This is a genomic window from Streptomyces sp. NPDC088197, assembly GCF_044741185.1.
In the GTDB taxonomy this organism is placed as follows: domain Bacteria; phylum Actinomycetota; class Actinomycetes; order Streptomycetales; family Streptomycetaceae; genus Actinacidiphila.
On the sequence record NZ_JBIUSD010000008.1, the window covers coordinates 263,638 to 285,040 of the forward strand.

A 21,403-nucleotide genomic window follows, 5' to 3' on the forward strand; every position below is an offset into this window, starting at 1 on the left:
AGGGCCCCTCGGGTGGCTGCGCTACGTGCCCGCCGTCCCCCGCCCTGCCGGACGGTCCTGCCGGGACGGCGTCGTCGATACGCTCGACGCGGTCGATGCGACCTTAACCGACGGCATACGGGCCTGTACCGCCACAGTCATCGCCGCGATACCCGCTTCGAGGGTGAGGCGGGGGTGCGGGGCGAACCGCGAGGAGTGGTTCGGCGGCAGCGCCGCCAGCCGCCCGGCCGTGTCCGTGTCGCCGCGGCCCGCCTCGACCCACTGCCGGGGGCCGACCGCGCCGAGCATCCAGTAGCCGGTCCGTATCCCCGGCACGCCGTGCAGCGCGCGGCCCGCGTCCCCGTACAGCGCGAAGTCCTCCGTGGCCGTCGACGGCTGCCAGCGGGTGACGCGCTGCGGACCGAAGGCGGCCTCGTGCGCGCGGCGCACGGCGGTGGTCAGCTCGGCGTCGGGCACGGTGGGGCAGGAACGGGACAGGACGCGCAGGTCAGGAGCGGGCGGCTGCGGGTCGGGCGAGGCGGCGGACTCGGCGCGCGCGATCCGGTGGACGGCGGCCACGGCCCGGTCGAGCGCGGCGTCGGAGAAGGCCCGCACGGTCACCTGGAGGGTCGCGGAGTCCGCGATGACGTTCCCCGCGCCGGGCGTGCCCGCCCGTACCGAGCCGACCGTGAGCACCAGCGGCTCGCCGGGACCCGTCTCGCGCGACACGACGGTCTGGAGGCGCAGGACGACCGCCGCGGCCGTGATCACCGGGTCGGCGGCGAACTGCGGTGTGGAGGCGTGGCCGCCGCGGCCGTACAGCACGATCTCCAGGGTGACGCTGCCCGCGAGCAGCGGGCCCTGCGCGTGCGCGACCATGCCCGCGGGCAGCGGCACCACATGCTGCGCGAGCACGTCGTCGGGCACGGGGAAGCGCCGGTAGAGGCCGTCGGCGAGCATGGCGGCGGCGCCGCTGAGCGTCTCCTCGGCCGGCTGGCCGACGACGACGAGCGTGCCCTGCCACCGGTCGGCGGCCCCCGCGAGCGACGCCGCCGCGCCCGCCGCGCACGCCAGGTGCATGTCGTGGCCGCAGGCGTGCATGACGGGGACGGGGGCGCCGTCGGGTCCCGCGGCGGTGGCGGAACTGGCGTACGCCAGGCCGGTGTTCTCGCGTACGGGGAGGGCGTCCAGCTCCGCGCGGAGCATGACGACGGGACCGGGGCCGTTGGCCAGCACCCCGACCACGCCGTGGCCGCCGACGCCGCGTTCGACGCGCAGTCCCGCGGCCCTGAGCGCGGCGGCGAAGCGGGCGGCGGTGCGCTCCTCGGCCCCGGACAGCTCGGGGTGCCGGTGCAGGTCCAGATACAGCTCGGCGGCGCGGGTCAGGACGGCATCGGAGACGGTTCCTGAGACGGGCGGGGATACGGGTGTGGGTCCGGATACGGGTGAGGGTCCGGTCGGCGGGTTCATCGGGCGCTCCGGGCGGGGGTCGGGGGCGGGGGTGCCGGAATGCGGGTCACGTGACAGGGGCGGCGGGCGGTGCAAGCGGGATGACAGCGGGCGGCAGGGTGATTCGCCAGTGGACGCGCGTAGAAAGATGGGGCCGGCCCGTCGCGGGCCGCGCTCCCTGCTGAGAAGGAGTCATCATGGCTGACATCTCCAAGCTGGACACGCCGCTCGCCTCTCTGGCCCAGGAGATCCTGGAGCTCGAGTCGGAGACCTTCGAGATCACCGACTACTCGGACGCCAGCGAGGTCATGCTCGGCTCGTCGACGAGCTGCTCCAGCACCAGCACCTGCTCCAGCACCACCAGCACCACGAGCTGCACCGCCTGACGAGCCACCACCCGCTTCACGCTCCGCGGACCGGCCTCCCCGGTCCGCGGAGTAGTCATGTCGCGACGTCGTCATCGTCGGTTTCCTCGGAGATTCCTCAGGGTTCCTGCGGGTTCCTACGGGAACGGGTGCGGCACGCGGCGCACCTCGTCGTCGCGCAGGTCGTCGGGGCGCAGGCCGCCGCGGCGCTGTGCGGTACGCAGCCGGGGCATGGTCAGCGCGCGCTGCCGCGGCCAGCCGAAGTCGATCGGCAGCAGACCTGGCGCGAGCGTGCAGACCGTCCGCAGGCCCATCCGCCGCTGCTCCGGGGTGGTCTGGTCGACCACGACGACATCGCATCCGGCGCGCGCCAGTTCGTCCCGGCACCACAGGACGTCGTCGCGCAGGTCGAGCCCGCGCGGCCGGTCCCGCTCCCACCGCGCGTAGACCTCGTCCAACGGCCTTACGGCGGGCGGCTCCAGGTAGCTGCCGACGTGCTCCCTCATCCGCGGCAGGCCGAACAGGGCCGCGTGGTCGGGGAGTCGGCGGACGAGGTCGAAGTCCTCGGCCATCGCCTCCAGTTCGGCCGGACGCTCCGTCACCTGCCGTGGCAGGTGCGGGAGATACGTCAGGATCTCGGAGACCGCCGACTCCACCGCGGTCTCCGGGTCGAAGGCGGCGCCCGCGGCGAAGGCGAGCGTGCCGGGGCCTCCGTCGCGGCGGACGGCGAGGCCGGTGACGACCGGCACGGCGAGGTCGATGCGGTTGTCGAAGGCGTGCACGTCGTAGCCGCACAGCGCCGCCCGGTCGGTCATGGCGCGCACCACCGGGCTGCGGCAGGAGCCGAGGTCGATCTCGGTGAGCCGGGCGTTGCCGTACCAGCCGAGCAGGAACGCGTCGCGCTCGATGAGTTCGAGCAGGCCGAACAGCACGGCCTCCTCCAGGCAACTGCCGATCGCGCAGCCGTTGGAGCACTCGAAGACGAAGTGGTCGGCGGCGGTGCCCGCGCTGTAGTAGACCAGCCGGGCCGGCACCAGCACCTCCCGCTCGTCGCGCAGCGACCAGCCGCGTACCCACGGGATCGGCCGCGCCGGGTCGAAGGGCGCGATCATCGGGTCGGCGGCGTAGGTCTCCGGCGTGTAGAGCCCGCAGTCGCGCGGGTCGAGGGCCGCGTCGCCGAGGTTGTCGTACGAGTCGGTGACGATGCCGCCGGTCTCCCTGCGGTGGGTGCCCGCGTACCGCTCCAGCCCTTCGAGGAACGCCAAGTCCCTGCTGTGCGCGAAGGAGTTGGCCTGGCCGCTCCACGTGACGTCGGTCAGGCCCGCGTAACCGCGCATGAAGACGCTGCCCGCGACGGGCGCGGTGGTCGGCGAGGTGACATCGCTCCAGGTGCCCGCGCCGAGCACCCCGCACACGGGGTTGGCGAGCGCGGCGGTCGGCAGGGCGTACGCGCCGGGTGACCGCAGCCGGTAGCTGTCGGGGGTGGGCTTGGGCCGCGAGACGGGAAAGGGCTCGGCCTCCGGCCCGGTGGCGAGGAAGTGCCCGGGCCCGGACGGGCCGGTACCGGATACGTCGGCGGAGGATACGTCGAGGGCCGCCGCGTCGGGTGCTGGCAGGTCGGGCCGGGTCGGTGCGGTCGTCGCGGGCGGGGCGCCGTGCGGGTGCGGGCACAGCGGATCGGCGAGCAGCGGCACGGTCTGGACGAGGCCGGTCTCCAGGTCGTACCGGGTGACCCGGGGCAGGTCGTGGCCGCCGGTCCCGGCCCCCGTCTCCGCCCCGGTTTCCGAACCGGTCTCCGAACCGGTCCCCGCCTTCCGCCCGAGGGTCAGTTCGTAAAGGGCCCAGACCGCGTCGACCGTGAAGTCGGGCAGCACGGGCCAGCGCCCGGCGGCGGTACGGGCGAGGCCCGTCTCCAGCGCCTCGCGTTCGGTACGGGTGCGCAGCCGCTGCCAGCGGATGGCCAGGCAGGTGCCGCAGGCGGCCTCGGCGGGCGAGCCGCCCCAGGGGCCGAGGAGCACGGCGTCGGCGGTCAGGTGCACGGTGGCGCGGGCGCGATGCCGCGCGGTCTCGGCCGGTTCCGGGCGCAGCACATCGGTGCCGCCGACGACGGCGATCCTGGGCGCGGGCGCGGCGGCGCGGGCGGCTCGCGCGGCCAGTCGCCGTTCCAGGTCGCGGCCCGCGGACTCCAGCGGCGTCTGCCCGGGGATCTCGGGCACGTGAGCGGGCCGTACCGCGGTGTCGAGGCTCATGTCCGGTTGCTCCAGCGGAAGGTGCGGGCGGCGATCAGCCCGAAGACGACGGTGAAGGCGGCCAGGCCGCCGCAGTCGACGGCGAGCGAGGCGAAGTCGGCGCGCCCCGCCAGCACATCGGTGAGGCCGTGGTCGAGGTAACGCAGCGGCAGCACCCACGACATGGTCTGGATCCAGCCCGGCAGCAGGTCCGCCGGGTAGAAGGAGCCGGACAGGAACGCCATCGGGACCATCACGCAGTTGGCGATGGCGGCGACCGCCTCCGGGGTGTCGGCGAGGCTGCCGACGACCAGGCCCATCGCCAGGAAGGCGGCGACGCCGAAGACCAGCAGCGGCAGCGCGAGCGGCCAACTCCCGTCCAGGTGGAGGCCGAAGAAGGGCAGCAGCGCGACCGCCGTGAACAGCACCGCCTGCGACAGACCGACCACGACGGCGACCACGAAGCGCGAGGCGAGGACGGTGGGCAGCGGCGTGGGCGTACGCCAGATCAGCCGCAGGATGTCGTCGCGCCGCCAGTGCATCAGCGCGAAGGCCGGGCCGAACAGCGCCGCGTTGCCGACGCCCCACGAGAGCACGCCGGGTGCCACGTAGTTGATGTACGCCAGGCCCCCGTCGACCGACTGGCCGCGGAAGAGCAGACCGAAGACGACCAGGAAGACCAGCGGGAAGGCGAAGGTGAAGAAGACGGTGGTGCGGTCGCGTATCGACGCCAGGTATGTGGCCCTGGTCAGCGCGGAGTAGGCGGTGGTGGTGGTCATGGACGGTGCTCCGTTCCGACGGCGGCCGTCGTGGTGGCGGTCCCGGTGTCGAGGTCGGGACCGGGGCCGGTGTCGGGGCCAGTCCCGGTGTCGGGGCCGGTCCCGGTGTCGGGGCCCGAGGCTTCCGCCTTTCCGGCTCCCCCGGCGCCCGGTCCCGTCAGCCGCAGATACGCGTCCTCCAGGGTCGCGGTCCTGGTCTGGATCGCGTCCATGTCGACGAACTCGCCGAGCGCGACCAGCACCCGGTTGGCGTGCCGGGTCTCGACGACGACCTCGGCGCCCTCCAGGAACGCCCGGTCGACGCCCTCGACGGCGCGCGCCTGGTCGAGCGTGATCCGGCCGGCGGGGATCAGCAGTCGCGCGGGCGCGGCCATCGACCTGATCAGCGAGCCGGGGCTGTCGAGCGCCACGACGCGGCCGTCGGCGATGATCGCCACCCGGTCGCACAGGGCCTCCGCCTCGTCCAGGTAGTGCGTGGTGTAGACGATGGTGCGGCCCTCGCCGCGCAGGTCCCGCAGCACCGACCACAGGGCGCGGCGCGCCTCGGGGTCGAGCGCGGCGGTCGGCTCGTCGAGGAAGATCAGGTCGGGTTCGTGGACCAGCGCGGTGGCCAGCGCCAGGCGCTGCCGCTGGCCGCCCGACAGGTCGTCGACCCGGCTGCGCTCCTTGTCCCGCAGCCCGACCAGGTCCATCGCGTGCCGCGCGGCGGCGCGGTCCACGCCCTGGAGCGCGGCGACCGTCTCCAGGTGCTCCCACGCGGTCAGCCGCGTGAAGAAGGCCGACGCCTGGGTCTGCACCCCGATCCGCCGCAGCAGCGCGATGTTCCGCGGCCACGGGCTCTGGCCGAACACGGCGACCTTGCCCGCGTCCGCCTTCCGCATCCCCTCCACGATCTCCACGAGCGTGGTCTTTCCGGCCCCGTTGGGCCCGAGAACGCCGAAGAACTCGCCCTGCTCGACCGTCAGCGACACCCCGTCGAGCGCGTGCACCTCGCCGTACCGCTTGCTGACCCCGACCAGTTCGATCGCCGGCCCCGTCGGACGTGCGGTTCGTTTCATGTCGCCTTTCTCCCGCTCCTGAGGTGTCCCCGCTGACGCGGGCCGTTCAAAGTCCTTCGCGCCCGCCGCCGCGCCCGCGGCGGTCGTCGCGGACGACGGCAGGGCGTGCGCCACGCCGGACGGCCGCGCCCCGTCGGCCGCGGACGCCCGCCGCGCGGCCGGGGAGCCGGTGGGCGCCGACGCTCCCGCGCCCGTGGCGCCCGTAGCGGTCGCAGCGGAGCCGCTTCCCGGCCGGAGGTCGGCCGTCTCCCCCGGCGTCCGGCGCGCGAGCGCCGCCTCGCGCATGGCCGCGGCGCGCAGGCCGAGCAGGCGCAGGAGGAGGGCCGCGGCGACCAGGGCCACCGGGAGGTACGGGGTCCAGGTGCGCCAGTCGTCCGGCAGCGCCGCGCGGCACAGCAGTCCGGCCACGGCGAGCGCCGCCAGGGCCAGCACCGCGCAACAGGCGGCGTATCCGCCGTAGATGACGCGCAGCCGCGTGGGGTAGGCGGCGAGCCGCGCGCGGGCGTTCCGGCCGGAGCCGGGCACTCGGCCAGTCGTCACGGCGGCAGCCGCGCCGTCCCGGCCGGAGTCGGCCCTCCGCCCGAGCGGGGCACGCGCGGCCACGCCCAGGAACTGGCGGCTCTCGGTGGCCAGTTGGAGCGTGCCCAGGGTGTAACCGAGGGCTTTGTAGCCGTCGAGCGGCGGGAGCGGCAGGAGATTGAGCAGGGCCATGGCGGTGCCGAGGAGGATGAGGCCGCCGAAGAAGGGGAGGGCCTGGGCGTGTTCGGGCAGGAGGGCCCAGACGAGCCAGAAGGGCGCGAGGAAGAGGAGGTTCATGACGGCGCCCGCCGCCGCGACGGCGACCTGACGGCCGCGCCGGTCGAGGAACTGGACGTCGTGCACCTCGCAGTAGAGGTACGTCATGAAGCCCCAGACCCGGCGGAGCCCGATCTCCCCGACCCGCAGCCCGTACGCCCGCGCGACCAGCCCGTGGGCCAGTTCGTGCAGGCCGAGGCTGACCCACAGCACGCAGCCGACGGCGGCGAGCGCGACCGGCTGGTCGTACAGGCGCCCGGTCTGGTCGGCCAGTTGGCCGAAGCGGAGGCCGACGAGGGCGAGGACGGCGACGGCCAGCGCGAGCAGCGGGAACAGGACGGCGCGCCTGCGGGCGAAGGTGGTGGCGCCGTGCAGGGTGTCCATGAGCGCGGGGGCGTCCGCGACCATGCGCGTCTTCCCGCTCAACAGCGTTGACTTGACGGCCGGTTCGGCACTGGCGACGGGCACGACGACCGGCCGGCCGCCGCCGTCGAGGAGCTGACGGGTCGACAGCAGCCGCAGCATCTGCTGCCACTGCGCGTCGCCGAGCCGCGCGCCGAACCGGTCCGCGTACTCCGCGCCGATCTCGGCGAGCGACCGGCTGCCGTCGAGCCGGGCGATGATGAAGTGCTCTTTGGCGCCGACTTCGAGCCGTACCCCGGTGACCGGGTCCTTGAGCAGATGGACGAGGGCGGGGCCGCGCATCAGGGCGGGGCCGACCAGGATGCCGGGGCGCAGCGCGGGCCGCAGTTCGAGCAGGCCGCCGGTGGTCATGGCGCCGCCGAGGGCTGGGGCTCGGACCGGCCGTCGGAGTCGGCGCCGGGCGGCGTCCGGGGCTCGCGCAGCGCGCGGGCCAGGACGTACGACAAGAACGCCTCGTCGCGGACGGTGACCGACAGCCGGTTGTTGGTCATGTGCATGTACGGCGACAGCAGCATCGGCAGCGCCTGTCCGGGGTCGGTGACCGGCAGGTCGCGGGTGCCGTCCCAGGAGCGGAAGACCAGGTCGCCGCCGTCCGCCAAGGCCACGACGCGTTCGCGCAGCTCCAGGCAGTGCTCGGCCCACCCGGCGAGGAATGTCGGCAGCCGCTCGGGCGCGGGTTCCGCGACCGCCGCGCGGATCTCCTGGAAGCGCTGGGGCAGGGCCTCCATCGTGCCGTAGGCGCGGTCGTAGCCGTCCTGGGCGGTGTAGTTGGTGCCGGAGAACGCGGAGTTCCAGAACTCGTGGTAGCGGTCGAGGAATTCCAGCAGCGCGGTGTCGTCGCGCAGCAGGCACCCGGACATGGTCATCATCAACTGGGCCGATACGCCCAGCAGTACGGTCCGCAGGTGCAGGTTCATGGTGGCGAGCGCGTCGATGACCAGGTCGCTGGAGCGCTGGAAGTGCCACTCGGCCAGTTCGACCCCGGCCGGGCCGCCGTACTTCCCGTACTCGGGCTCGTAGGGCTCGGGGCTGAAGGAGTTGTTGGGCCGCAGGCGCATGCGGCCCTCCTCGTCGACCAGGCCGTTGCGCTCGCCGCCGGGGAACTCCAGCTCGAAGAGGGTGTTGTACAGGTCGGCGAGGAAGCCGCCCTTGACCTCGTAGAGCGCGGGGCGCTTGCGCAGGAAGGCGTCGACGGCGGCGGTGGCGCGCGCGGTGACCACGGGTGCGGCCTGCGGGGACGAGGGGCGCAGCCGCACCCTGATGTGCGGGCCCTCCAGCCAGTAGTTGATGAAGAAGTAGCCGCTCAACAGGCCGTCGCGGGTGAGCCCTTCGACCAGCGGGCGCACGCACTGGAGCAGGAAGGGGCGGGGGCTGGCGGCGTAGAAGACGTGGAACGCCTGCCAGTCGCCGCGCCCCGCAGCGCCTGCCGGTGCGGGCACGGCCGCGGATTCGGGCGCGGACCGCGGTGTCGGGCGCGGGGCGGTGACGGGGGCGGATCGCGCCCCGGAGGTGGTCATACGGAGCTGTCCTGCCTTCCGTGGTGGCCCGCCGCGGCCGGTTCCGCCGCGCGGGGGACGATTTCGACGGCCAGTTCCGCCACGTGGTGGCCGCGCGGGGAGCGGACGTGCAACTCCTGCTCGCCCGGCAGCATTTCCTCGAAGACGGTCCTGGTACGGCCGCCGCCGGTCAGCCCGTCGAGCGCGATCAGTGACAACGGGCTGTCGAAGTCGACGAATTGCGGCTTGGAGCCGCCGAAGACCGCGCCGAAGCCGCTCGCGTCGTCGGCCTTCTCCTCGTGGACGGTGGCGAACACCCGGTCGGGCAGACCGTGGTCGCGCCGCCAGCGCTGCCAGCGCAGATAGAACCCGGCCTCGTCCAGGCCCGGTTCGCGGGCGGGCAGCGCGCCGGGCGCCGCCGTCCACGACCTGCGGTGCAGCACCAGGCTCCGGAAGCGGACCCGGGGCCGCGCGGTGACGCCGTCGCGCTCGGGGCCCGCGGGTACGCCGCGCCACACGTCGACCGCCGCGCGGGAGGTCGGCGAGAAGAGCAGCAGCGTGCGCGGCACCTCGGGCAGCACCATCGGGACGAGGTAGCCGAGGTAGAGCGGGACGACCTCGCGGCCGAGCCGCCGGGACCGCAGCACCAGCCGGTCGTCCACCGGGTCGTGTTCCGCGTACAGGTCGTCCAGGTCGATCCGGCCGGCGGCGGGCACGGTGCTGCTCTCGCCGGGGCAGACGATCTCGTGGTCGGTGAGCCGTCCGTGCAGGTTGAGATTGGTGGTGGCGGACCCGGCGGTGATCTCGGCGAACACCGCGCCGGGCGGCTGCCATTCGCGCAGGGTCTCGCGTAGCCGGTCGGTGAGGCCGCCGGGTGCGGGGTCGCCGCCGTCCGCCGCCGCGCCGCCGGGTGCCGCCGCGCCGCCGTTCTCAGGTGCCGCGTCGAAGCAGTGCGTGAAGCGGGTGAAGGGGAAGGACAGGCCGCCGTAGGAGTTGTTGAGCACCACCAGCGGGTCCTCGGCGCGGCGGGCGAGTTGCAGGAAGTGGCTGTGCGGGGCGAAGGACGTGCCCAGCGGGGCGAGTTCGGCGGTGACGGCGGCCACCGTGTCCTCGTCCAGGCGCAGTTCGCCGCCGGGCGCCGCCGCGTACGCGGCCCAGGCGTCGCGCATCCGGCGGGTGAACTCGGCGCGGGCCCGGTCCACCGCGGTGACCTCGGGCATGCCGAGCCAGTTCTCCTCCGGCGCGTGGCCGCCGTCGGCCGCCCAGGGCGACTTCATCGAGGTGAACTGGAGGTACTGCGTGAAGATGTCCTCGTGGAAGTCGTGGACGAGCCGCAGCAGGTCGTCGCACCGGCCGCCGCGGCCGTAGCGGGCCAGGAAGAAGCCCTTGAGGACCAGGCGCTGCGGGAGGGCCACGTCGAAGGCGGGCAGCATGCCGGTCAGGGCGTGCAGCGGCGCGGCGGCCAGTTCCGTCCACTGCGTGACGTCGGCCTCGACCGCGTCCTCGCGGACGTCCTCGTAGAGCAGAGTCTGCGGCAACGACGGCGCGGCGGCGCCCAGTTCGGTCTGGAGCGTGGTCAGGTCGCGGCGCAGCCCGGCGAGCAGCGCGCGCCGGGCGGGTACGTCGGCGGTGGCCCAGGCGTCGACGCGGGCGGCCGGGGCGTCGAGCCGGTCGGCGACGGCGTCGGCCCAGTCGCGGCCGAGGCCGCGCAGCGCGCTCTGGAAGGACCGCAGCGGGTCGGGGGCGTGCACATCGGTGGCGAGGCCGGTCATCTGGAGGATGCCGAGGTCGAGCAGGGTCGCGGCGTAGTGCGCCGCCTCGTCCTGGCTCGCTCCGGTCTCCGCCGCCAGCCAGGCCGTCAACTCGGCGTATCTGACGGGCTTTTCGCCGTGGAAGAGGGCGATCATCCGCTCCAGGATGTCGCTGTGGCGCAGGAAGAAGAGCCGGTCGTGGGCCGCGTCGAAGCTGACGGCGGCGCTGTCGTCGCCCGCGGTGACCGAGCGGCGTACGTAGCGGATCCGGTTCTCGTCCAGTTCCCAGCCCGCCGACAGGGCGACGGGGAGGTCGCCGCGCCGCGTGTCGTCGGCGCCGATCAGCTCGGCGAGCCTGGCGAGCACCACGACGTTCAGCCGGGGGTGGCTGGTCCAGTCGCCGCCGGTCCGCACCTCGGGCCCGACCTCGCGGAACCGGCCCTCGGCGACGGCGGTGAAGGTGCTGAACGGGCTGGTCTTGCAGGCGGTCCTGTAGAGGTACGCCAGCAGCGAGCGCTCCTTCTTCCTGGTCCGCTTGTCCGGTACGGCGGCGCGGTCGGCGATGAACGCGTCGAGCTGGCCGTCCAGCGTCGGCGAGGCCAGGGCGAGGGCGAGCCGCAGCCGCTCCTCGCCCGCGAGGCCGCGCAGCTCCGCGCGGCTCGCGGCCAGCTCCCGGTCGAGCAACGGGCCACCATCGCCGCGCAGTTGCTCAAGTCCGAGCCGGGACTCCAGCCAGTCGGCGAGGAGTTCGCCGGTCGGGCCGCCGAGCGCGGCGGCGAGGTCCCGTACGGCGTCCGGGTCGCGCGGCAGCCGGTCGTTGAAGACCTGGCGGCGCAGCGCGAGCACGGCGCGCCGCTCGGTGTCGTCCTCGGTGGCCTTGACCAGGACGGTCAGCGGGTCGCTCAACTCGGCCGCGAGCGCGGCCAGTCGCTCCTCGGCGGCGAGCACGCGGTCGGCCCAGCGCCGGGTGTCGGGGCAGCGCAGCCGGTGGACGGCCTCGACCGGCAGTCCCGCCACCCGCAGCATGAAGCGGCGGTGCAGCAGCCAGCTCCGTGGCGCCTCGGTGTCCTGCGCGTCGGCGATCACGCTCATGCCGCTCCTTTCCGTCCTGCGGTCGTAAGGCCCCTGCGGTCCTCGGGCTCTGCGGTCGTAAGGTTCTGCGGTCGTAAGGTTCTGCGGTCGTAAGGTTGTGCGGTCCCTCGGGCCCTGGGGCCGTGTGAGGTCGTGCGGGGTCGTGCGGGGTTCTGGACTCGGCCGCCGTCAGCGGCCGTTGCCGCCCGGTCAGGCGATCTCGTAGCGGAAGTCGGCCGGGCGGGGCCGTTCGTGGCCGATCATCATGATCAGCAGCGGCACTTCACCGGTCCGGTCGAGCGCCAGCTCCTCGGTGAAGGAGATCGCGTCGAAGCCGAGCGCGACGCCGCAGGAGAGCCCGGCCGCGGCGGACGCGGTGTAGACGGCCTGAGAGACGGCGCCGATCACGGCGTTGACCAGCCGGTAGCCGCGGTCGCCGACCGCGTCGAGCACGGCGGTGGTGCGGGCGACGGGCACGATCACCGCCCCCGCCTGCTCCAGGTTGTAGTTGGCGAGGAAGTAGTTGCGCTGGAGGAATTCGCCCGGCGCACCGGCCTTGACCAGCCGCAGCGAACGGTCCTCCCCGTCGTAGAGGTAACTGCCCTGCGCGATGCCCGCCACATGGTTGACGAAGACGTAGGCGCGGCTGAGGGGTGGTGCGCCGGGAGTCTCGGTGTCGGTGTCGAGGCTGCTCGCCGCGTCGACCGCGGCCAGTACGGTCGACAGCGCGTCGGCGGGCAGCGGGCGGACGGCCTGGAAGCGGCCGAAGCTGCTGCGCCGGGCCCGCAGCGCCTGCCCGACGGGGGTGTCCAGGGGCCGGGGGGCGGGCAGCGCGGTCCGCTCGCCGCCCTCGGGCACGGGCAGCGCGAGCGCGGTGTCCAGCGTTCCGGGGGCCGGTCGGTCCGCGGCGCCGTCGAGGGCCGCCGCGTGCATCCGGCGTACGGTCTCGAACGTCATGGTGGTGCGGGAGCGCTCCTGGTCGGCGTGGCGGACCCGTGGCGCGGTCGGCGGGTCGCCGGCCGGCAGCGCCGGGGCCGCCGACGGGGCGCCGTCCCAGGTCAGCGGTACGACGGCGAAGACGCCCTCCTCGTCCTGGCCGAGGCCGAGCAGCCGTCCGAGCCGGGCCTCGTCGAACCACAGCGCGGCGCCGATGTGCAGTCCGCGGGCCCGTGCCCAGATCCGCCAGGTCTGGAGCAGCGCGCCGATGTCCATCGTGACGACGTGGTAGCTGAAGCTGTTGTACTTGAAGGCGTTCTGCCAGAAGCGCACGCCGAGGACGAGGAACTGGTCGCAGTCCGCGCCGAGTCGGCCGCCGAGCGCGGCCCGGACCTCCGCCGTGGCGTCCCCGGCGAGGAGCCGCCGCATGTGGTGGTGGGGCGTCGAGTAGTAGTACACGCCGGGTGTGAGCGGGCCGGAGGGGCCGCTGACCCAGTGCACGCCGATCGGGTAGAGGCCGCCGCCCGAGGCGGTGCCGCGCGACCAGTTGGCCTGGGTGTACATCGGCAGGGTGCCGAGGTCGGAGTTGGCCTGTACGGCAAGACGCCTGCCGACCAGGCCGTAGGACTCCTGGAGCATCCCCGCGAGCAGCGGCAGGGTGAAGGCGCCGGTGCCGCGCGGGCCGAACAGGCCCTGCTGGACGGTGGCTTCGGCCGGTGCCTCGTCGCGCGGGAGCGGGAAGGTCTCCGCGCCGGGGAAGTGCTTGCCCTTCCTCGGCCGGTCCGCCCAGTCGGGCACGAAGTCGGCGGGTTCCATGGGATACCGGCCCCGCCGGACGATGGCGGTCGCGTACTCATGGGCGAATCCCACGGGCGTTCCTCTCTCGGTCGACGGTCGGGGCTCAGGGCTCAGGTCTCGGGGCTCAGGTCTCGGGGCTCGGTCGGGGTGTCGGGTCGGGGCTCGGTGCTCTGTTTCGGTCTCCGTGAGGCTGCGGGGACGGCGGGCGGCTCAAGGGAACGGATGCGGGGCCTGGTTGAGTTCGTCGGCCGTCAAGTCCCGCTCGCGCAGGCCCGCTTCCCGCAGCGCGGTCCGCGTCCTGCTCATATGGCGTGCGCGCTGGCGGCGCCAGCCGAAGTCGATGGGCAGCAGACCCGGCACGATGACTCCGGCCGTGTGGAAGCCGAGGGCGCGCTGTTCCGGCATGGTCTGGTCGACGGCGATGACGTCGAACCCGGCCTTGGCGACCGCCTCGACGCAAGCGGTGACGTCGTCGGCGAGGTCGTCGGCGGGCGGTATGGCGCCGACCCCGGTCGTGGTGAGGTCGCCCAGCGCCACGCGCGGCCGGTCGTCGCCGCGCAGCAGGAAGTCGGCGTGGACGGCCATCTCGGGCAGCCCGTAGAGCAGCGGGTGGTCGTGCAGCACCTGGACGCGGTCGAAGTCGGCGGCCAGGGCGCGCAGTCGCGGTTCGTCGCGGGCGGTCCTGCGGCGCAGGTTGACCGCGTCGGTGGCGATCTCGCACAGTCCGGCCGCGAGCGCCGCCTCCGGGTCGAGGCCCGCGCCCGCGCCGAAGCAGAGCCGGCCGAGGCCGCCGTCGATCCGTTCGGCGACGGCCGTGACGACCGGGATCGGGAAGGTGACGCGGGTGTCGAAGAACCGGGCCCGGTAGCCGTACATCGCGAGCCGGTCGATCATCGCGCGGGTCTCGGGGCTGCCGCTGCCGCTCGCGTCGATCTCGGGCAGCGGCGCCTTCGCGTACCAGCCGAGCAGGAACGCGTCGCGCTCGACGACCTCCATCAGCCCGAAGTACACGGCCTCGGCCAGACTCCCGCCGGACGCGCAGCCGTTGGAGCTCTCCTGTACGAAGCGGTTCTCCAGGCCGCCGGGCGCGTGGTAGTACGCCAGGATCTCCGGTACGAGCACCGGCCGTTGGTCGCGCAGCGACCAGCCCCACACCCACGGGATCGGCCGCTCGGGGTCGAAGGGGCGTACGCCGGGCTCGGCGCGGTGGAAGTCGTCCGTGTACAGGCCGCAGGTGCGCGGGTCCAACACGGCTTCGTCGCTGGCGAGTTCGCTGTACGCGGCGGTGACGTCCGTCCGTTTGCCGCGCGGGCGCATCCCGGCGAAGCGCTCAAGTCCTTCGAGCAGGCCGACGCGTTCGCTGGAGCGGTAGCGCGGGGTGTGGCCGCCCCAGAAGCACTCGCGCAGATAGTCGCCGGACCGCAGGAGGAAGGAGCCGACCGTCGAGGACGTGGACGCCGAGATCAGATCGGGCACGACCGAGGGGCCGAGCATGCCCGCCGCCGGGTTCACGAACGCCTCGAACGGCACGTCGTAGTCGTCCGCGGGCCGCGCCCTGAACACGTCCGGCGCGGGCTTCGGCGACGGCGCGAAGCCGATCCGCGCGCCCTCGGCCGTATCGGCGGCGCGCTCCCCGCACTGGGGGCACTCGGCGTCCGGCACGAAGGCGAAGCGGGTGACGCGCAGGGTCTCCATGTCGACCAGGAACGCGTACGGCAGACGGCTGTCGCCGCCGGTCTTCCCGCCTCCTGGCCCGCCCCGCTGGTGGTGGGCCGCGATGAGCGCGGCGAGGCCGTCGACCCCGAAGGCCGTGGCCCGCGGCGGCCGTCCCGCGGCGCGCGTGCCCGTACCCGTCTCCAGCGCCTCCCGCAGCGCCCGCGCCCGCACGCTCTGCCACCGCCGCGCCAGACACCGCCCGCACCCGGCCCGGCCGCCGGGCGCGAAGGGACCGACGACGGTGTGGTGCCCGTAGACGCGTACGCCGACGGTCTCGGTCGACGGAACGTCGAAGTCGCGCGCGGGCAGCGTCAGTTCGTCACGGACACCGAGCGCGCTGACCACCACGGCCGGTACGGCCCGCGCCGGGGCCGGACCGGCGGCGACGGCGACGCCACTGGCCTGACCACGAGCACCGACCGCCACCGGCGTACCGGGCCCGGCGGCTGGGTCGGCGACAGGCGCGTGGGCCGCCAGGCCGGCGGTGAGGCGATCGGCCAGGGCCGTGCACGCGTCCGCGAGGAGATCCGCGGTCATGGCCGGTCCGGGGCGGTGGTGAGCAGGACGCGGGTGGTGTGGACGCGGCCCGCGGCCAGGTCGGGGGCGTGGGTGGGGGCGGTCAGCAGGTCGCGGCCGGTGGCGCGGAGGCGGTCGGCGACCGTGGGCCAGTCGGTGGCGGCGGCCAGGTCGGCGCGGGTCCCGGCGGTCACCGCCACGGCGCCGGGGGCGAGGTCGGCCAGCAGCGGGTCGCCCGCGTCGGGCGCGCCGCCGACCTGCACGGCGCCGAGCAGGTCGCGTACGGCGTCGAGCGCCGCGTCGCGCCAGCGCACCCCCGCCGCCACCGCCCAACGGGCCTGTCCGGTCGCCGGATCGGCGGCGCGCGCCAGCACGACCGGCAGGACGCGCTCCTCATGGGCGCCGAGGTCGAGGATCTCCAGGTCGACGCCGAGCCCGGCGGCCGAGCGGGCGAGGAAGGTGAGTTCGGCGTCCGCGCCCTCCAACTCGGCGGTGGGGACGTGCTGTACGGCGAGCGATCCGCCGACGGCGCGGCGCAGCGCGTCGTGGGCGAGCGCGGTGAGCACACCTCGGGTGGCGGCCTCGGCCGCGGTGCCGCCCGCGCCGGTGCCCGCGGAGGTGGCCTCCACGATCCGCTCGCGGTTGTCGGGGCCGAACGGCCGCAGCGCCGCCGCGGGCACCAGCAGCGTCTCGCCGCTGAGCAGCGAGGTGGCCGCGCACCAGCGCGGGACCAGCCCGGCCGCGGTGCCGAGTCCGCTGGTGATGCTCAGCGCGGCCGGGTCGACGGACCGCCACTTGCCGCGCGCCGCCTCCAACTCCGCTCCGGACAGGGCTTGTTGGACGGGCACGACGTGCTCCGCGTAGACCTCGGCTGCCCGGTACAGCGCCCGCAGCCGGGCGCCCGCGACATGGTGGACGTCGAAGGCGGTGATCTCCCGCCGGGCGCGGTGTCCGGTGCCGAGTACGACGGTGCTGACCTTCAGCGGTGTCTGCGCCCACTCCTCGTCGGCGTACGCCTGGAAGACGCCGGTCCTGCGCTGGACGAGGACGGACCGGCCGGTGATCTCGGCGAGGGCGGCCTGCGCGGCGTCCTCCTCGCCCGCGCCGTCCGAGACGGGTCCGCCGAGCGGCGACGCGGCGGCCCCGACCTCGGCCGCCGACTCGCTGTCCAGGGCGGCCAGTTCAAGCGGGGCGTCCGCGGAAGCCGCGTCCGTGGCCGACTCCGAGGCCGCCGCCGTACCGCAGTGCGGGCAGCGCGGGTGCGGGAGCAGCGGTTCGGCGACGGTGTCGAGCGAGTCGATGTCCTGGACGAGGAGTTGGTTCTCCGTCTCGGCCGGGAGGACGCCGGTGGTGCGGCGGAAGACCTCGTACGCCAGGAGGTTGCCGATCATCGCGGCGAGCGGTCCGCCGACGACGGGGGCGGCGCTGTCGCGGGGCCCCGCGGGGGCGACCGCGCTCCACAGGTCGGCCGCGGCGCCCGCCTCGCCGTTGGCACCGAGCCGCAGCGCCGCGCAGGTCCAGCAGCCGGCGGTGTCGGTCGCCATGAGCGGGCCGATGACGACGGACTCGCCGAACGTCCAGGCGGGGAGCAGCAGTCGGCCGGCGGGCAGGCCCGCGTCGAGGAGCCGGGCGATCTGCCGGGGGCCGCGTTCGCCGGTGACCAGGACCGTGTCGTAGCCGTCGAGGTGTTCCCAGCCGTATGTGCCGGGCGCGCCCTCCGCGTCGGCCGGGTCGTCCAGCCAGTCCAGCTCGACCGGGCAGTTCTCGGCGCGCAACGCCCGTGCCTCGTCGAGGACTTCGGCGAAGCGGTTGCCGGGGCTGTCGACGGCGCGCGGCACGGCGACGGCGACGCAGCCGTTGCGGACGAGACCGAGGACGGCCCAGCGGGCGAGGGCGTCGTCGCCGAGTACGGCCACGCGGGCCTGCCGGAAGCGCCGGAAGCGGTCGGCGGCGCCGTCGGTGTAGTGGTCGACGTAGTCGATCTGCGCGGCGAAGCGCTCGGTGACGGCGGGATCGAGCGGTTCGGTGTCGCTCCGCGCGGGGACGGCGTCGCGGGCGAAACCACGCGCGTAGAGCGTGCCTACCAGCCGTACCACCATCTCGCGCTGCTTGTCGCCGAGGCCCTGGCAGAGCGCGGCCACGGTGTGGTCGCCGGTCAGGTGCGGGACGATCAGCGTCGCGAAGCGGTAGGCGGAGGGCATGACGACGCTGAAGCCGCCGCGCGCGTTGTGGAAGTGCACGCCGGTCGGGGTCTGCGTGTAGAGCACGTCCCGGCGGATCCGCGGCCGGGTGTCGGCGATCTCGTCATACGGTGACACCATGTCAGTCACGCCTCCGTAGGATGCAGTTCCACGGCGCTCGGCCGCTGCGATGGGGTGGGGGGGTGCCCGGTGCGTCCGGGGGGCGCGGCGCCGCCGACCCCGTCGGCCGCCGCTGCGCGGGTGAACACCCGCAGGAGTTCGTGCATCCGGTAGAGACCGCGCGGACCCTCTTCGAGCAGTCCCGCGCCGACCAGGCTGTCCAGGACGCGACCGCCCTCGACGGGTTCGCCCGCGACCGGGTCGGCGCCCGCGTCACGGACCGCCGCCGGGCCTCCGGATGCCGCCGGGCGCGGGTCGCCGCGGGTCACCGGCCGGCCCTGCGGCGGCGGGCTCTGCTCGGATTCGCCGCGCAGGATGGCCAGTTCGAGGCGTTGCAGCGCGGGTCCGGGGTCCACGCCGAGGGCCTGGGCGAGGTGGTTCTTGACCCGCCGGTACTCGGCGAGCGCTTCGGCGCGGCGGCCGACGCGGTACAGCGCTTCCATCAACTGCTCGGTGAACCGCTCGTGCAGCGGGTGGGCGCGGGCCGTCGGCCAGATCTCGGCCACCGCCTCCCGGTGCCGCCCGCATGCCAGTTCGAGGTCGAAGACGCGCTCGATCGCGCGCAGCCATTCCTCGTGCAGCCGGGGCAGTTCGTCGCGGTGCAGCAGGTCGGAGGGGACGTTGGCCAGCAGCGGCGGCTGCCACAGGGCGAGCGCGGAGCGCAGCAGACGCAATTCGGCGTCGGGCTCCTCGGTGGCGTACGCCTGGTCGAGGAGTTCGCGGAACTGCACCAGGTCGAGGGTCGCGGCGTCCGCCGTGAGCCGGTATCCGCCGGGTACGGCTTCGATGGTGTTGCCCGCGATCCCGTATTTGCCGAACAGCCGGCGCAATCGCAGGACGCAACTGTGCAGGGCGGACTTGGCCTGGGCAGGAGTCTCCTCGCCCCAGATGACGCGTTGCAGGAAGTCGGCGGAGACGACGGAATTGGCATTCAGCAGCAATGCGGCCAGGAGTGCGGCGGGCCGCGACGGCTGAAGCACCGCGGATTCGCTGCCGTCGGTGACGGCCAGCATTCCCAGTACCGTGAATCGCGTCTGCGGGACTACCTGCGGCGGCGTATCGCCTTTTGCCGTTGGTAATCCAGCACTATTTTCGAGCGCGTTGGACCAGACCACCAATCCACCATCCCCGTTGCCCCGTTACGACCGCTGTCACACCCGGCGGGAGTGGGCCGGAGTGAGGCAGAATCCCCTGAGGGTCATACCTATTGGCGGTCACCGAGGACAGTACGGCAGCACTCTTTGCCTTGTCCAGGGAAAAATCACGTGACACCGGGTTACCGGTCTGTTAGATGGGGTCGGTGTACCCAAAATGTGAACTCGCTCCCGGAATCGGGACACACCGGACCGTATCCCTCCGGTACGGATGCGAGTAATCGGACATACTTCGCAGTATTGCGGGAGCGTAAAGCGGCATTCCCCTTACCCCTCATCGGGCGGCTTTATGCCCGTCACCCCGAGGTCGACTTTGATTTACGTGTCAAGTTTCTGTCGGATTTTGACCGGGCGTGCTCGCCAGAGGAATAGACCAGCGCCATTCCGTGACACCCGCGCCCGGCCTGAGCTGCGCAGGGGCGCCACCGACCGGATCGCACGCGGACGCGCGCACGGGAGAAGGCTCCGGACGGGCGGAGGGGCGCGGACCGGCGGCGGAGGGGGCCGCGGAGACTTGACAGCCGCCGAAGGGCTGATTCAATGTTCCACAAGACAGAAAACAACTTCCGCAATACGGAAGGGGCGCACACTAGTGAGCTTCACCGACGCGCGCTTCGATGTGAACCTCTCGATCCTGTTCACCGAACTCCCGCTGCTGGAGCGGCCCGCGGCCGCCGCCGCGGCGGGCTTCGACGCGGTCGAGCTGTGGTGGCCGTGGACCGACGACCCCACGCCGGACCAGGCCCGGCTCGACGGGCTGCGGTCCGCGCTCGAAGCGGCCGGGACCCGGCTCGTGGGCCTGAACTTCTACGCGGGCGAGCTGCCGGGGCCCGACCGCGGCGCGCTGTCGGTGCCCGGCGCCGAGTCGGACCGCTTCCGCGCCAACATCGACGTCGCCGCGGACTTCGCCGCGTCCGTCGGCTGCACCGCGCTGAACGCGCTGTACGGCAACCGGGTCGACGGCGTCGACCCGGCGGTCCAGGACGAGCTGGCGCTGGAGAACCTGGTGCTGGCCGCGCGCGCCGCCCACCGGGTCGGCGCCACCTTGCTCATCGAGGCGCTGAACGCACCCGAGTCACCGCGCTGTCCGCTGGTCAGCGCCCCGGCCGCGGTCGCGGTCGTCGACCGGGTCAACGCCGCCACCGGCCTGGACAACGCGCGCTTCCTGCTGGACCTGTACCACCTGTCGATGAACGGCGAGGACCTGCCCGAGGTCATCGACCGCTACGCCGACAGGACCGGGCACGTCCAGATCGCCGACAATCCGGGCCGCGGCGCCCCCGGCACCGGCACCCTCCCGCTGGAGGAGCTGCTCGGCCGCCTGCGGAAGGCGGGCTACACCGGCTGGACCGGTCTGGAGTACAAGCCGGGCGCCGACGGCTCGGGCAACGCCTTCGGCTGGATTCCCGGCAGGCGGCCGCGCCCGTAGACGCGCGAGGAGCGGCGCGCCCCCGACACGCGGACCGCGCTCCCGTACCCCACCATCCCCTGAGAGGACCCCATGAGCACCCACCTTCCCAAGGTCGCCTGGATCGGACTCGGCATCATGGGCTCCCCCATGGCCGAGAATCTGATCAAGGCCGGATACGACGTCACCGGTTACACACTGGAGGCGGCGAAGCTGGAGCGGCTGGCGGCCAACGGCGGCACGGCCGCCGGGTCGATCGCCGAGGCCGTACGGGACGCCGATGTGATCGTCACGATGGTCCCGGCGTCGCCGCAGGTCGAGGCCATCGCGTACGGCGAGGACGGCATCCTGGCGCACGCGCGGTCGGGGGCGCTGCTCATCGACACCTCCTCCATCACCCCGCAGACCTCGGTGGACCTGGCGAAGGCCGCCGCGGACAAGGGCATCCGCGTGCTGGACGCGCCGGTGTCCGGCGGCGAGGCGGGCGCGGTCGAGGCCGTACTGTCGATCATGGTCGGCGGTGAGCGGGCCGACTTCGACGAGGCCAAGCCGCTGCTGGACGCGCTCGGCAAGACGGTGATCCTGTGCGGCCCGCACGGCGCGGGGCAGACCGTGAAGGCCGCCAACCAGTTGATCGTCGCGGTCAACATCCAGGCGTGCGCCGAGGCCGTGGTCTTCCTGGAGAAGTCCGGCGTCGACCTGAACGCCGCCCTTGAGGTGCTCAACGGCGGTCTGGCCGGCTCCACCGTGCTGACCCGTAAGAAGGACAACTTCCTCGCGCGCGAATTCGCGCCCGGCTTCCGGATCGACCTGCACCACAAGGACATGGGCATCGTCACCGACGCCGCCCGTACCGTCGGCGCCGCGCTCCCGGTCGGCTCCGTGGTGGCCAACCTCGTGGCCTCGCTGCGCGCCCAGGGCGACGGCGGCCTCGACCACTCCGCGCTGCTGCGCGGTGTGGAGCGGCTGTCCGGCCTCCCGGTCGAGGACTGACGCACCCGATGTCCTGACCCCATGAACTCCGCCCGGTGGTGCGTGACTTGTCCTGTCGCGCCCAAACGCACCACCGGGCGGTACCACCCTCTTGCTCTCTTCGAGCGCGCTCGTCATGGAAGGCCGTC

General features: G+C 73.9%; 12 protein-coding genes and 1 pseudogene. 3 read left to right on the forward strand and 10 right to left on the reverse strand.

Translation table 11 applies throughout. The features are described 5' to 3' along the window. Positions 1-21: 21 nt before the first annotated feature. Positions 22-1,449, reverse strand: coding sequence for an amidohydrolase (locus tag ACIOC1_RS21520; RefSeq protein WP_401856067.1), 1,428 nt, complete (start codon positions 1,447-1,449; stop codon positions 22-24). A 176-nt stretch (positions 1,450-1,625) separates the two neighbouring features. On the opposite strand from ACIOC1_RS21520, the gene ACIOC1_RS21525 reads away from it, so the two are divergent. Continuing rightward, a complete protein-coding gene (locus ACIOC1_RS21525; protein ID WP_093711265.1) occupies positions 1,626-1,814 on the forward strand; it encodes a thiazolylpeptide-type bacteriocin in 189 nt (62 codons plus the stop codon). 116 nt (positions 1,815-1,930) lie between these two features. On the opposite strand, the gene ACIOC1_RS21530 is transcribed toward ACIOC1_RS21525, so the two are convergent. The 9 genes and pseudogenes from ACIOC1_RS21530 to ACIOC1_RS21570 form a co-directional block, all read right to left on the reverse strand. Beyond that, positions 1,931-4,042, reverse strand: a complete 2,112-nt coding sequence (locus tag ACIOC1_RS21530; protein WP_401856069.1) for a TOMM precursor leader peptide-binding protein — start codon at positions 4,040-4,042, stop codon at positions 1,931-1,933. Continuing rightward, complete coding sequence (locus tag ACIOC1_RS21535; protein ID WP_188281751.1) at positions 4,039-4,800, reverse strand: ABC transporter permease; 762 nt, start codon at positions 4,798-4,800, stop codon at positions 4,039-4,041. Before ACIOC1_RS21535 ends, ACIOC1_RS21530 begins: the two co-directional genes overlap by 4 nt. Before the next feature lie 143 nt (positions 4,801-4,943). After that, positions 4,944-5,858: pseudogene (locus tag ACIOC1_RS21540) on the reverse strand (ABC transporter ATP-binding protein); the annotation flags it as partial. A gap of 1,565 nt (positions 5,859-7,423) precedes the next feature. Further along, positions 7,424-8,593 (reverse strand): lantibiotic dehydratase C-terminal domain-containing protein, encoded by a 1,170-nt coding sequence (locus ACIOC1_RS21545; protein ID WP_401856070.1) that lies wholly within the window; start codon positions 8,591-8,593, stop codon positions 7,424-7,426. Continuing rightward, a complete protein-coding gene (locus tag ACIOC1_RS21550; protein ID WP_401856071.1) occupies positions 8,590-11,415 on the reverse strand; it encodes a lantibiotic dehydratase in 2,826 nt (941 codons plus the stop codon). The genes ACIOC1_RS21545 and ACIOC1_RS21550 overlap by 4 nt, the downstream gene beginning before the upstream one ends. A 189-nt stretch (positions 11,416-11,604) precedes the next feature. Continuing rightward, positions 11,605-13,200 carry a nitroreductase family protein gene (locus ACIOC1_RS21555; protein ID WP_401856073.1) on the reverse strand — a complete coding sequence of 532 codons (1,596 nt, stop codon included), beginning with the start codon at positions 13,198-13,200 and terminating at the stop codon, positions 11,605-11,607. Positions 13,201-13,338: 138 nt separating this feature from the next. After that, complete coding sequence (locus tag ACIOC1_RS21560; protein WP_401856074.1) at positions 13,339-15,381, reverse strand: TOMM precursor leader peptide-binding protein; 2,043 nt, start codon at positions 15,379-15,381, stop codon at positions 13,339-13,341. Then, positions 15,378-17,681, reverse strand: coding sequence for a TOMM precursor leader peptide-binding protein (locus tag ACIOC1_RS21565; RefSeq protein ID WP_401856075.1), 2,304 nt, complete (start codon positions 17,679-17,681; stop codon positions 15,378-15,380). The genes ACIOC1_RS21560 and ACIOC1_RS21565 overlap by 4 nt, the downstream gene beginning before the upstream one ends. Before the next feature lie 5 nt (positions 17,682-17,686). Then, positions 17,687-18,733 (reverse strand): BTAD domain-containing putative transcriptional regulator, encoded by a 1,047-nt coding sequence (locus tag ACIOC1_RS21570; RefSeq protein ID WP_401856076.1) that lies wholly within the window; start codon positions 18,731-18,733, stop codon positions 17,687-17,689. A gap of 733 nt (positions 18,734-19,466) precedes the next feature. On the opposite strand from ACIOC1_RS21570, the gene ACIOC1_RS21575 reads away from it, so the two are divergent. Both ACIOC1_RS21575 and ACIOC1_RS21580 read left to right on the forward strand, forming a co-directional pair. After that, the gene (locus ACIOC1_RS21575; RefSeq protein WP_355338931.1) at positions 19,467-20,303 is read left to right on the forward strand and encodes a TIM barrel protein; all 837 of its coding nucleotides are present in this window, start codon (positions 19,467-19,469) and stop codon (positions 20,301-20,303) included. Between the two features lie 72 nt (positions 20,304-20,375). Further along, entirely contained in the window at positions 20,376-21,275 is a 900-nt protein-coding gene (locus ACIOC1_RS21580; RefSeq protein WP_355338928.1) for a 2-hydroxy-3-oxopropionate reductase, read from the forward strand. The last annotated feature ends 128 nt before the right edge of the window (positions 21,276-21,403 follow it).